This is a genomic window from Arthrobacter sp. H-02-3, from assembly GCF_003097355.1.
GTDB classification, from domain to species: domain Bacteria; phylum Actinomycetota; class Actinomycetes; order Actinomycetales; family Micrococcaceae; genus Arthrobacter; species Arthrobacter humicola.
The window spans coordinates 255,228-267,631 of record NZ_PYUI01000003.1 but is presented as its reverse complement, the minus strand read 5'-3'; the positions used below and the strand labels follow the sequence as shown (position 1 = coordinate 267,631).

General features: G+C 65.5%; 10 protein-coding genes. 4 read left to right on the top strand and 6 right to left on the bottom strand.

Going from position 1 to position 12,404, the window contains the following annotated elements; genetic code table 11:
- Nucleotides 1-24 precede the first annotated feature (24 nt).
- Nucleotides 25-456 (bottom strand): hypothetical protein, encoded by a 432-nt coding sequence (locus tag C9424_RS05210; protein ID WP_116765835.1) that lies wholly within the window; start codon nucleotides 454-456, stop codon nucleotides 25-27.
- A gap of 295 nt (nucleotides 457-751) precedes the next feature.
- Here C9424_RS05210 and C9424_RS05205 point away from each other — a divergent pair, with 295 nt between their 5' ends.
- Nucleotides 752-1,582, top strand: coding sequence for a class II glutamine amidotransferase (locus C9424_RS05205; RefSeq protein WP_116765834.1), 831 nt, complete (start codon nucleotides 752-754; stop codon nucleotides 1,580-1,582).
- A gap of 100 nt (nucleotides 1,583-1,682) precedes the next feature.
- Here the strand turns inward: C9424_RS05205 and C9424_RS05200 are convergent, their stop codons facing one another.
- Together C9424_RS05200 and C9424_RS05195 are read right to left on the bottom strand one after the other, a co-directional pair.
- Complete coding sequence (locus C9424_RS05200) at nucleotides 1,683-3,236, bottom strand: hypothetical protein (RefSeq protein WP_116765833.1); 1,554 nt, start codon at nucleotides 3,234-3,236, stop codon at nucleotides 1,683-1,685.
- Between the two features lie 327 nt (nucleotides 3,237-3,563).
- Nucleotides 3,564-4,124, bottom strand: coding sequence for a potassium channel family protein (locus tag C9424_RS05195; RefSeq protein ID WP_116765832.1), 561 nt, complete (start codon nucleotides 4,122-4,124; stop codon nucleotides 3,564-3,566).
- Nucleotides 4,125-4,346: 222 nt separating this feature from the next.
- Here C9424_RS05195 and C9424_RS05190 point away from each other — a divergent pair, with 222 nt between their 5' ends.
- Together C9424_RS05190 and C9424_RS05185 are read left to right on the top strand one after the other, a co-directional pair.
- Nucleotides 4,347-6,914 carry a helix-turn-helix transcriptional regulator gene (locus tag C9424_RS05190; protein ID WP_133247478.1) on the top strand — a complete coding sequence of 856 codons (2,568 nt, stop codon included), beginning with the start codon at nucleotides 4,347-4,349 and terminating at the stop codon, nucleotides 6,912-6,914.
- A 252-nt stretch (nucleotides 6,915-7,166) separates the two neighbouring features.
- Nucleotides 7,167-7,631, top strand: a complete 465-nt coding sequence (locus C9424_RS05185) for a universal stress protein (protein ID WP_116765830.1) — start codon at nucleotides 7,167-7,169, stop codon at nucleotides 7,629-7,631.
- Between the two features lie 44 nt (nucleotides 7,632-7,675).
- On the opposite strand, the gene C9424_RS05180 is transcribed toward C9424_RS05185, so the two are convergent.
- From C9424_RS05180 to C9424_RS05170, 3 genes are all read right to left on the bottom strand, one after another.
- The gene (locus C9424_RS05180; RefSeq protein ID WP_116765829.1) at nucleotides 7,676-7,972 is read right to left on the bottom strand and encodes a hypothetical protein; all 297 of its coding nucleotides are present in this window, start codon (nucleotides 7,970-7,972) and stop codon (nucleotides 7,676-7,678) included.
- Nucleotides 7,973-8,048: 76 nt separating this feature from the next.
- Nucleotides 8,049-9,617, bottom strand: a complete 1,569-nt coding sequence (locus tag C9424_RS05175) for a glycoside hydrolase family 43 protein (RefSeq protein ID WP_116765828.1) — start codon at nucleotides 9,615-9,617, stop codon at nucleotides 8,049-8,051.
- 95 nt (nucleotides 9,618-9,712) lie between these two features.
- Nucleotides 9,713-10,558, bottom strand: a complete 846-nt coding sequence (locus C9424_RS05170; protein ID WP_116765827.1) for an IclR family transcriptional regulator — start codon at nucleotides 10,556-10,558, stop codon at nucleotides 9,713-9,715.
- Nucleotides 10,559-10,808: 250 nt separating this feature from the next.
- Here C9424_RS05170 and C9424_RS05165 point away from each other — a divergent pair, with 250 nt between their 5' ends.
- Entirely contained in the window at nucleotides 10,809-12,362 is a 1,554-nt protein-coding gene (locus tag C9424_RS05165) for an ABC transporter substrate-binding protein (RefSeq protein ID WP_116765826.1), read from the top strand.
- The last annotated feature ends 42 nt before the right edge of the window (nucleotides 12,363-12,404 follow it).

Here is a 12,404-nt window from a genome sequence, read left to right as displayed (position 1 = left end):
CGCAGATAACCCTGCCGGCCGGGCCTAGCATTTGACCTCATTCGTGAGATCGCTGACCGCCGCCTGCACGTTGGCAGCCTCATCCCGGAGCGAGTTCACGGCCTGATTCAGGGTGGCGCTATCGGGAACGGCCTTCACTGCGGAAGCAAATTTGTCTTCAGCAGCTTTGACGGCATCCACCCGGTCCTTGGCAACGTCCCCGGCGGCCGTGACCAGATCGTCGAAAGTCTTTACGACCTCGTCCCGCGCCGACCGGATCTGGTCCAGCGTGGAGCCTCTCTTGAGCGTGTCCTTGAAGTTCGTCAGGGCTGTGGAGTAGGCCGCGGAGGCGGCGCACACCGGTGAAACGGTTGGCGTCGGGGTAGTGCTGGGGCTGGTGGTGCTGCAGCCGGCGAGCAAGCCGAGGACTGCCGCGAGGACGATGATTCGCGCGGCGACTGATGGTGGTCTCGACATTGGAGGCCCCTCTCTCCGTAGGTTCCACTCTCCATAGACTCGCGCCTGTCAGCGCAAGCACTGGCAGGTATCACCAGTGTTGGCTTCGGGCAGCGTAGGCGCCTCACCCGCCGGGGGTGATCCTGAGGCCGCCTGCGTCGTCGGAACTTCCCTACGTTCGGAGGTCCCGGCTGGCGTGTTACGCAGAGCCCTCCGCTTGTGGCGGCCAAGCCTGCGACGCCGAATCACCCCAGGGTGATGATGTGCCGGCCGTGGTCCCGTGATGGACTGCTGTCCACACCAGAGGGAGGATGCCATGTGCCGTTGGCTAGCGTATTCGGGTTCACCAGTGAGGCTTGAGGAGCTTCTGTACAAACCCACCAACTCGCTCGTGATGCAGAGCAAACACGCACGCATGGGAGTCGAAACCACCAACGGGGACGGCTTCGGCGTCGGCTGGTACGGCTCAGAGCCGTATCCCGGGTTGTTTCACAGTACAGAGCCGGCCTGGCACGACCGCAACCTTCGCGAACTGTCCGCCCAGGCATCAGCAGGCCGGGTCTTCGCGCACATCCGGGCCTCCACCGGCTCGGCGGTCCAGCAGACGAACTGCCATCCGTTCCGCCACGGCCGCTGGCTGTGGATGCACAACGGGCTCCTCAAGGACTTTCCGGCCGTGAAACGAGACCTCGCCATTGCCGTCGAGCCCTCGCTCTTTCCGCAGATCGAGGGAGCCACGGACTCGGAGCTGTTCTTCTTCCTGGCGCTCACCTTCGGCCTCGAGAAGGACCCGCCTTCGGCCGTCGCTGCCGCGGTGGGGCTCATTGAAGACGTCGGCCGGCGCCACGGCATTGAGCACCCGATTCAGATGACTGTGGCAACTACCAACGGCGACACCACGTGGGCCTTCCGCTACTCGAGCGAAGGCCGGTCCCGGTCGCTGTTCCACAGCACCGACGTCTCGACGCTCCGCACCCAGTACCCGGACAACCCGATGCTCCACGCACTCGCCGACGACGCGCGCCTGGTGGTCTCCGAGCCGCTGGGGGATTTGGTCGGAGCGTGGCGGGAAGTCCCGGAGTCAACGTGCGTCGTGGTCCACGGCGGCGGGGAAGACCTGCTCCCGTTCTCGCCCGCAGCCGCCTGAGTCGGCCCCCTGCCTGCCCCCTGCCAGGATCAGCAAGCGGTTGGCCCCACCGGGCCACGGAGGGCCGCGCACCCGTCACGCGTACGTTCCTCACCAGACGTCAGTCCTCGGGTGAGTCAGTCTTCCTGGGGATCGGAAGGGTGGGATTCAACTTTTCCGGGGGACCGCCCGCAGTCACCGATCCACTGGCGGGGCCGGGTGCTGGCTCGGCACCGGAGCTAGTGGTTTCGGCACCTGATCCACTGACGGGCTGAGGGGCGGGCGCGGCTCCGGCACCGAAGCCGACGGATGCGGCGCCCGTTCCGACGACCGCTTCGGCGCCCGGAGCAACTGCGGGGCGGCACAGCAGCTCAACCAACAGAACGGCCAGGACGGCAAATACCGCCGTCCAGATGGCGACAGCCGCCGTCGGGTCCTGCCAGAAGATCAGCACCAGCACCGCTGTTCCGATGATGACCGAGTCCAGGATCCGCCGGTAACGAGCCAGCCAGAGCTGCCAAGGCCTGACCTGGTCGGCGCCGACTTTCCCGTTGATGTAGTCTCCCGCGGTCGCCAGACCGTGCCGGACAAACTCCGCGGGCCGCGAGTGGCCGGTCAGGAAGGCTGCCAATGCAATCAGGAGCCCCACGGCGAAGACCAAACGAACACTGGTCCGCAGAGGCACCAGGAGTGTTTCGACCAGGCTTTGAGCCGCCGCCGGGGAGACGGTGTCCGGCGGAATTGAGTTCAGCAGGATGCTCCGCCCGATAACAAGTCCCAGCGCCAGCAACGCCATGGCCACGGCGACGGCCAAACCGACGCCGCTGGTAGTGCTGCGCCTCCGGCCGCGCGGGGCCACCGCGATTGCACCCACGGCGCTGATGACCGTCAGCCACGCCAGTATGGGGGCCGTCTGATCCAGCGTCCTGATCGCCGTGGTGGCCCGGACCAGTTCAGGCGACTGGAACAGTGCGATCTGCGCGTCAACCTCCGGTATCCGCTCGGCGATGCCGACCCCCTGCTGGACCAGGAGGGTCTTGACCCGGGCAATGATCTCCTTGGTGGAAATCGTCACCGTCCCGTTCTGGTCAATGCTGACGGTGCCGCCTGTGTTCCCCGTGGCCAGGTTCACCAGACTCTGATGCGCCACCCGGTTCACCTGAATCCAAAGATCCTGAAACTGCGGAGTGGCCACGAACTTGGAGACGGCGGTATGGATGAGGTTCTTGGTCTGCTCCGCAATCACCGGAGCCAGCCCGGTGACCACCGCGGCCACACGCGGCGCCGTCTTGCTGAGTTCGTTCAGGGCATCCCGGGTGATGGCCTGGATGTCCACCGCGTCGGTGATCTGTTGGGTTACCTTGTCGGCGATCTCTGCCTGGATCGCGGGGTCCGAGGCTAACGGTGCCACGGTGGCCACATAGTGATCGGTATCGAGGACTTCGCTGCGCAGGTAAAGGGCCGGTACCGCGCCGATGGCGAACACGGCAGTAAGGACCACCAGTACTATGGCCACGATCCGTCGGGCCAGCCCAGGATGCGTTCGGGAAGGCTTGGGGGGAGCCGTCCTGGCGTCGTCCCGCTCGCGCTGCAACCGGGCGACCTCCGCCCGGAGCCGCAGTATTTCTTCCTGTTCCGGGCTGCTGGGGCTCGGGGACTGATCGTGGAGGGACATGACGGGCTCCGCCTCTATAGCAACTCGTCGCGCCGGCCCGTTGTCACAGCCGGTCACGGTTGGGCACTCGTGACAATTTTGATTGTCCGCTCCGCGCGCTGGCCCATCCCCACCCACACAGGGTGATCTGTCACTCCGTACGGAGGTTGGCCGCCTTTAGTTGCCGGGCGGCCGGTGGATCGTCATGGTGACCGGCGAGCCGGACCAGGCGTAGCCACAACGGCAGGGCGCCGGCTGCTGCATCAGATCCCGCGCGTATGTCCTGCAGAATGTCAGCCCAACGTCCCGGCATCATCCCTTCAGGGTGATGACGCCGGCGAAAATAAGTCAGCGGCCCAAGCGTCGGCCGGCCGCGAAGAAGGCGACTTTCGCGATTAATAGCAGAGCGCCCAGATCAGCAATCATTTGCACCGATACCACCGCCCGCGCCAGTTCAGTCGTCGGAGTAATGTCGCCGAACCCGACGGTGGCAAACGTGGAAGTGGTGAAGTACAGGGCGTCAGTTCTATTTAGGGGTTCGCTAAAGGACAAAGGGTCAGTTGTCGACATGGACGTGTAGAGCAACGCGAAGAGGCACAGGAACATCAGAACGGATTCGACAACGGCCACGGCCGCCCGGACCTGGGGGATATGTGCGGTGAGGATCATCCGCAATTGGAGGATCAGCGTCGCCAAAAAGACCACCACGATTGCAGCAAGCCGAATCCACGCGGCCGCGGGATTATCGTCGTTGAAGCCGCTGACAGGAAAAACAAAGTAGAGCGTGAGGACCACTACCGTAAATGCGACCAGACGCGCTACCGCGGAAATAATCACCTTCCTCCGACTGGCCTTATCGAGGTCGTGGAGGAAAACCGGGTCCGTCTGGCCGCCGTGCTTCGACGCCATGACTGATGATACCCCCGCCCGCACAATACGTGCCGGGCCGCACTTGGGCGGTGCTGATCGGCCTAAAGCCGCGCCCCCGGGGAAACCCACAAGGGGTCTTTGCGCCCTGTTGGGGCCCATTTGGGCCCGCCTAGCATGTGAAACGTGGGAGACATGCAAAATGCGGGATGGGTGCCTGGCCCGCAGTTCAAAATCCGACCGCCTCTGCGCGGTCTCGGAGCCTTGGAGCGTCCACGTCTGGAAAACGCGTTGTCCGCGGCCGCCGATTCTCACCGCCTGACTCTCGTCGCAGCCCCAGCCGGCTATGGCAAATCGACGTTCCTGGGCGACTGGGTCCGCAACTGCGATCTGCCGTGCGCCTGGCTGTCGCTCGACCGGTTCGATACCGAGCCCGCACGGCTGTTTCACGGCGTCGTCGGAGCGATCCAATCGGCGGCCAGCAAGATGCCATTGCCTGGCAACGACGCCCTGCTGGCTCTTGACCTGGGCCAGGCCCATGACCGGACCGCCTCCTACGATCTTCTCCTCGGAGCCCTCGAGCACCTCACTGAGCCGATCGTCCTGGTGATCGACGACGTCCACTTGGCCGGGCCGGGCCTGGCGAACGGAATTGTCGGGGTTCTTGCCGCGTCGGCACCCCCCTCATTGCGGCTGGTCCTCTCGGGGCGGGGCCATACCGCCATCCAGCTGGAAAGATTCCGATATGGAGAGGGCCTCGGTGAACTGCGCGCCGCCGAACTTGCCTTCACGCGGGAGGAAGTTGCCCAGTTTGCGCGTTCCCTAGGACAAGATGCGCCGTTTGACGCCGGATCGCTCTGGAAAGCGACTGCCGGCTGGCCGGTCGCCGTCCACGCCAGCCTTGTCTCTTTGGCGCAGTCCCGCAACGTGGCGCTCAGCCCGCCGGCCGCCACGCCCACGCACATACCCCTCGCCGATTATGTCGCGGAAGAGATCCTCGACCAGCTTGAAGCGCCCGTGGCCGAATTCATCCTGAGGGCCACCACGTGCGACTGGTTGGACCGACGCCTCGCCGTCGAACTCTACGGCCGTCCCCACGGCGGCGTTCTGCTTGAAGAATGCCTCCGCAACGGTCTCTTCATCGAGGAGCATGATTACCCCGGCGGCGAATCGGCGTACCGCTGGCACGCCCTCTTCGCGGCGCAGTGCCGCCGACTACTGGAGCGGCGGGACCCCCTCCTTGCCGAGCGCCTGCACCGCGTGGCGGCGCGGCACTACCAGGACGCCGACGTCGTCGAGTGCGTGGCCCAGGCGCTGCAAGGGCGCGCTCCCCGGCAGGCGGTCATGTCGCTAGGCGCGCACTGGCTCGAGTTCGTGCTGGGAAATGACGCCCAAACCCTCGAACGGCTATGCCGTGAACTCCCGACTCCGTGGAGCGAGGATCCCGAAATCCTGATGATCAGATCGGTCTGCCGTGCCCTCTCCGGCGACGCCACCGCCGCATCTGAACTCGCCCAACGGGCCCTGTCCAGGACCTACGTCCTGGATGCAATTCGACGGCGGCGGCTGGACAGTTGCCGTGCCCTTTTTGAGCCGTTGCCCGACGGCGGACGACCGGATCTGCGCGCCACCCTGGCGGATGGTGGCCGGCCGGCCAAAGACATTCCGGGCGGTGGACGTTCGGCCGCCGGCCCGACGGGACTCTTCTTACTGGCCCAGGCCGAGTTCCGGCTGCACCGCAGCGGCGAATTCGCTATCGCCTTGCTCCAAACGGCCGGAGGTGCCAGCAGCGCGGAGCAGCTCGACGCGATAGAAATCGGGGCCCAGGCGGACCTCGCGTTGGCGTTCGCAGCAGCCGGTGACCTGATGAGCGCCGAGAAACTGGCAACAACGGCGCTAGGGCGGGCAGACGCGCTGGGCTGGAGTTCGCACGAACGGATAGCGCCGGCGTGGCTGGCACGCGGCATCGCGTGCTATTGGAATGACGAGCTGAAAGCTGCGCGGACGTGTCTTGTGAAAGCCCAGCGATTGGGCAGCGAGCTCCACCCGTCCGGACGGCTCAGTGCCATCTATCGGGTTCTGGTTGAGTGTGCCACCGGCGATCTGACGCGACTTGCCGACTCCAGCGCGGCGCTGGAGTCCTTTCACGGACGTGGACTGTACGCGGTGTCGTGGAATGCCCTGTACTCCGTCGCCGTGGCGAAGGCTGCCGAAGCCCAGGGCGACCTGGCCGGTGCATTGGAGATGGTTCAACCCCTGGGCGCCGGAGGGCACGGGGCATTGGCTGACACCTTGCTGGCGGAATTGCTGCGTCGCGGAACGGAGTTCACCGCAGCCCAGAACTGTGCAGAGTCATTGGCTGATCGTCGAGGGAACTCATACATCGACACGCGCCTAAGCCTGACCGAGGCGCTCCTGGCCCACAGGACGGGTGATACCGCGGCCGCCCACGAGCGGCTTGAACATGCAGTCCGCCGGGCAGAGCCCGAATCAGTCCTGCGGCCATTCGCCGAGCGGCGGGAGGAACTCGCCGATCTGCTCGTGCAACACGCTGTCTGGGGTACGGCCCATGAGTCCTTCATTGCAGCGCTGATGGCACGCGACGCACAGGGTGAGACGCGCCTTCGGACACAGTCTTACTGGAACCTGACCGAGCGCGAACGCGAAGTTCTTGCCTATATGCGTTCCATCATGACCGCCGCGGAAATTGCCGATGCGCTGTACATTTCGGTCAACACGGTCAAGACCCACGAACGGTCAATCTACCGCAAACTCGGTGCCGGAAGCCGGCGCGATGCGCTGAAGACGGCCGCCAAGCGCGGCATCGTCTGAACCCCAGGGCCGGCGGTCCGGTCGTCAGGAATTTCACCCGGGCTGGATGAGGCTGCGAGTGGGTGAGGGTTTGACACTTGTTGTAGCTGTCAGAGAATGTCGGGCCGACGCTGCAGCGCAGTTCGCGTTTCGGGCCTACGTCACTGAATAGTCCGCCGTCACTGGGCGAGCAGATCAAAAGGAAAGCAGTTCTCTGACGAGACGGGCCAGAGGGCTCTAGGCGCCGTTAACCGGCGGTGAAAGTCTGGAATCATGACAAATGTAGACCGCTTTGTGATTGTGGTCGGGTTTGACGGCTCGAAACAATCACACGCCGCCCTGGAATGGGCCATTGAAGAGTGCCGGTTCCGTGATGCGGAACTGCGCATAGTGACAGTCTGGGATAAAGCACCGATGTCGTGGTATCCGGCACTGCTGGAAACAGCGGCAGGGGAAATCGTGGCCGAGGAATCTCCGCAGCAGCAGGCTGAGGCGATCAGCGCGGCGGCCGCGCAGGCCGCGGACGCCGTAAACGTGGTGACGCGGACCGTCCAGAACGACTCCGCCGCGTCGGCGATACTGGCGGCGGCGCAGGAAGCCGATCTCGTGGTGATTGGCGCCCGCGGCCACGGTGGTTTCGCGGGCCTGCACATCGGTTCGGTCTCCTCCCAGGTGGCGAACCACTGCCCGTGCCCGGTCCTGGTGGTTCGCCCGAAAGCCGCTGCACAGGCCCGTTGACCGGAGAGGAAAGGCCGCGCCTGGGGAGCCCGCGCTGCTTGGTGCTAGGGCAAGACCTTGTAGAGATCGATGACAGTCTCTTCGGGCGGCGAGGCGAAGCCGCCCTCGATGCCCGCCTGCATCCGGGGCATGAGGATCGTGTCCCGGAATTTCTCCCAGCTCTCCTTCGATTCATGGACTGCCATGATCGTCCAGCCGCCCGCGGACGAACCGCCGGCGTGGAAGATCTGGCCTTCCGGCAGGAGCCCCGCCCCGGGATGGACGGCGGCAATCGACGCCTCGTACTGCTCCTTGGTGCCTCCCGGGAAAAAGTGCACGACTCCGTAGGGCGCGGTTTCCATAGCTACTCCTAGGCTGGTGGGTGGGACTCGATAAGGCCAGTCGTAGACTTCGCCACCAGCCATGTCAAGGCATCTTTCAAAGCATCGAACGTCTCGCCGTGTAGTCGAACTGTTCGATGACGGCGCTGCCTCCAGTGACCGACAGTCCGATGACACGCCCGGTGAAACCTCCGGCGACCTCGCTGGACAAGTACCGGCCGTCCAGCCGGGCAAGGGTGCTCGAGCGTCCACCCTGCCGGAAACCGAGGGAGACTTCATCGGGGCCGGTGTTCTTACCCGGCTGCCCGGCACACGGCGCGTCGTTGCAGGAAATCTCCAGCTGCAGGGGACCCGCGGACGGATCCCATTCCGCGATGCCCATCTCCTGATGCAGTGGCCCGATCCGCGCCACCGCCCGCACCCGGCGCCAGCCGGCCTCGACGGCAAACCAGTGGGAATCGTCCACCCTGAGCACGAGCCTCACCACCGCCCCCGGAGAGGGATGCACCGTGGCCCGCCCGCTCCACTCAAAGTCGCGCACCCTTGTTGCCATGAGGGGCGACGTCGCTGTGACGGTGCCGCCGCCTGTGATGTGCACGCCGGCGGCACGTTTGGCGGTGAACGAGGCGAGGTCTGTTCCGGGTGCAATCCAGCGCATGTGGGGAAGGTCGCCGGAGAAGTCATCGGAGAACGAGGTGTCGCCGGCGGGAACCTGATAGCGGTCCTCATCGAAACGCGGCCAGCCTTGCTCCCATACGATGCCGGAGACGAACGTTTCGCGGCCCAGGACGTGGTATCCCGGAACGCTGCCGCGCGGGCGCACGCCCAGATAGACTGCCGCCCAGGCGCCGTCGACTGTCTCGACGAGGTCGGCGTGGCCCACGTTCTGGACTGTGGCTGCGGTGCTGCGGTGGCTGAAGACCGGATTGTCCGGATGAGGTTCGAAGGGGCCGCCCGCTGCCTTGCTCCGGCTGACGGAGACGGCATGGCCGCGTTCCGTGCCGCCTTCGGCCAGGACCAGGTACCACCAGCCGCCCGCCTCATACAGGTGGGGACCTTCCGGATAGGCAAGGCCGGTTCCCTGCCAGAGCTTCCTGGGGCGTTCCAGGAGCCGGCCGGTTTGGGGATCCAGCAGGGCCTGGACAATGCCGGACTCGTTCTCGCCGGGACCGAAGCCGACCCAGGTGAGGTAGCAGTTGTCGGCGTTGTCCCACGTGATGTCAGGGTCGATGCCCAACGTCCCCGTGATCTGCACGGGGTCGCTCCACGGGCCGGCGGCACTTTCGGCGTGCATCAACAGATGGCCGCCGCCGAAATCGCTCATGTTGGTGGTCACGAACCAGAATTTGTTGTTGTGATGCCGGAGGGTGGATCCGAAGATTCCACCGGAAGCGCGCCCGTCGCCGGCGGCGAACTGGCTCCGACGTGTGAGGATATTGCCGATCTGGTCCCACGTGACGAGGTCCCGGCTGTGGAAGATGGGTGCCCCTGGAAAATATTCGAAGCTTGAGGTGGCCAGGAAGTAGTCCCCACCCACGCGGCAGATCGTCGGATCCGGAAAGAATCCGGGAATGACGGGGGCGGCGGCACCCGAGGAGGTCCTCGGCTGGCCCGTCCCGACTTCACTGCCAACCACCGCTGCTCCGTCCGTCGCTGAATATCTCATACCCGGATTCCTAGCGCCGGGAGTCCCTACGCTAGGGACCGCCTGGCGTGCGCCGCACCGGCACTTCCAATGGTTGGAAGGCCGGGGATGTCGGTTCAGCCCTCGGACAAGGTGCGGACGTCGTCGGCCAGGGCCGTCCGGAATCCAAGGTTTCGAGATACCGCCCGGGCGGTGGCCATCACGGCCGGAGCCAGGACATTTGGCGGGGTGGTCCCGTCCGGAACCACGATGGACAGTGCGGCCACCACGGCGCCCTGGGCATCAAAGACGGGGGCGGCCACGGAAACGGTCAGCGACGGCGCGGAGCGGCGGATCATGGCAATGCCGGTCCGGTGGACGTCGGAGAGGGTGCGGCGCAGCTGGCCTTCCGGCATGGCGGCGACGCCCGGTTCGGTCTCTGCCGGCTCCTTCAGGATCTTTTCCTGGAATGCGGCGTCCGCGCCGGCCATCAACACCAGACCGACGGCGGTAGAGCGGAGGGGGAGCCGGCCGCCCACCCGGTAGGCCACTTCCGTGGCCTGCTTGGAGGAGAGCCGCTCGATCAGGACGGCCTCGTTCCTGTCCAGCACGGCCAGCAGCACATGATGCCGGGTCACGGAAAAGAGGTCCTCCAGGTAGGGCAGTGCGATTTCGCGGATGCCATGGCCCCTGGGGGAGAGGGACGCTATTTCCCACAGCCGGACGCCCACGACGTAGCGGCCGTCATCGAGCCGTTCCAAAGCGCCCCAGGCGACCAGGCGGGCGATGAGGCGCAGCGCCGTGGGGGCGGGCATGTCGGCGTAGCGCGCCAGCTCGGACAAGGTCAGCGCCCGACGGCGGTCCGTGAAGACAGCGAGCAGGCTGAGGGCCCGGTCGATCACCGGCTCGCCCTGCTTGGGGCGCTTGCCGCGCGCAGCGGCGGGTTTTTCAGCGGTCGTTAACCTGTCCGCGGGTGCCGTCATTCGTCATCGTTCCTTCTTCGTCGCCAGTGACGCTCACCACAATAGTGTTTCAACCAATGAAATTCACATGTGACGGCCTTGCTTCTGCCGACGACTCTTGATGGAGCCGGTCCACCCGAGCACATCTGACGGAACGGCCCGGAGGCACAGCCGGCGGACCGCCAACGTTGGGCGGGTCCGCACTACGCCGGGCCCCCACACCAGATGTCGACTATCCCGTTGTTTTAGAGAGAATGCGAAGGCGCACTACATGAAACTTCTGAACCCCACCGCCCGACGGAGCGCGGCCGTTCTGGCCGGTGTCCTGCTGCTCAGCTCCGTGACTGCCTGCGGCGGCTCCGGCCAGGCGGCCTCCGCCGTGGACAAGAGCACCCTGACGATCGGCGTCGAGAGTGACAGTGCGTCCTTCGGTTTCGACCCGTTGCGGGTCTCCGACGCCCAGCGGCAGTTCTTTGAAGGCCTCTACGACAACCTCATGACCCTCCAGGCGGACGGCTCTGTTGGTCCGGGGCTGGCAACCGGCTTCAGCTACAACGCCGACAACACCGTACTGACCCTGACGCTCAAGCAGGGCGTGACGTTTACGGACGGGTCCACACTGGACGCCGCGCTGGTGAAGGCCAACTTCGACCGCCGCACGGATCCCGCGCTCTCGGCGTACTCGGCCATCGCCAAGGGCGGCGCCCAGGAAGTCACGTCCGTGGACGTCGTCAGCCCCACCCAGGTGTCCCTGACATTTGCCAAGGCGCAGCCGGGCTTCGAGAAGAACCTGGCCTCCACCCTGGGCATGATCGTCGGCAAGTCCGGGGCCGCTGACACGGCAAGCCTCGCCGCCAAGCCGGACGGCTCCGGCCCGTACACCCTGGACGCCTCCACCGTGAAGGGCAACAAATACGTCCTGCAGAAGAACGACAAGAGCGCCGACGCCGCGAAATACCCCTACAGCAAGATCGTTTTCAGCGTCATCCAGGATCCGCAGGCCCGCGCCAATGCCCTCGTTTCCGGTCAGGTGGACGTCGCCCAGCTGACTTCGCCGACAGTTGACTTCGCCAAGTCCAAGGGCGTGGGTGTCTCCCAGATCGGCGGCACGGTGAACACCATGATCTCCTTCGATAAGACCGGCAAGACGTCGCTGGCCTTCGCGAGCGAAAAAGTCCGCCAGGCATTCCAGTACGCCATCAACCGGCAGGCCCTCGTCGATGCCCTGCACAAGGGCGACATCGCGGCGTGGAACGCGCTGCCCAAGGATTCGGCCGGCTTCACGGCGGCGCTGAACACGCAGTTCGCGTACGACCCCGCCAAAGCCAAGAGCCTGCTGGCCGAGGCGGGCTACGCCAACGGCTTCGAATTCACCATCGTTGCGAGCGCCACCACGCAGACCGACCTCCAGGCCGTCCAGAAGGATCTTGCCGCCGTCGGCATCACCATGCAGGTCAAGATGGCGACGTCCACCGACGAGGCGTTTGCCGCCGTCGCCACCACTCCGCTGGGCTACGCGCCGCTGAGCTGGGACAACCCGGTGGGCCTGATGTACGGCGCGATCCTGAGCGGTTTCACCAACGTCCAGAAGGCCACGGACGACCAGCTCAGCGCCGCCACCGGTGAGGCTGCCGCTGCGAAGGACGACGCCGCGCAAAAGGCTGCGCTGACCAAGCTGAACACCCGGCTCGTGGAATCCGGCTGGATGATCCCGCTCTATGAGGCCCTCACCAACCAGGGCTACAACACCAAGAAGATCAAGCAGGTCGAGTTCGCCGGCACGAACGCCTACCCGCTGCTCTCGTCCTACGCACCGGCCAACTGATCACCCACCCTGCCGGACGGCCTTCACCTTGCAGGCGAAGGC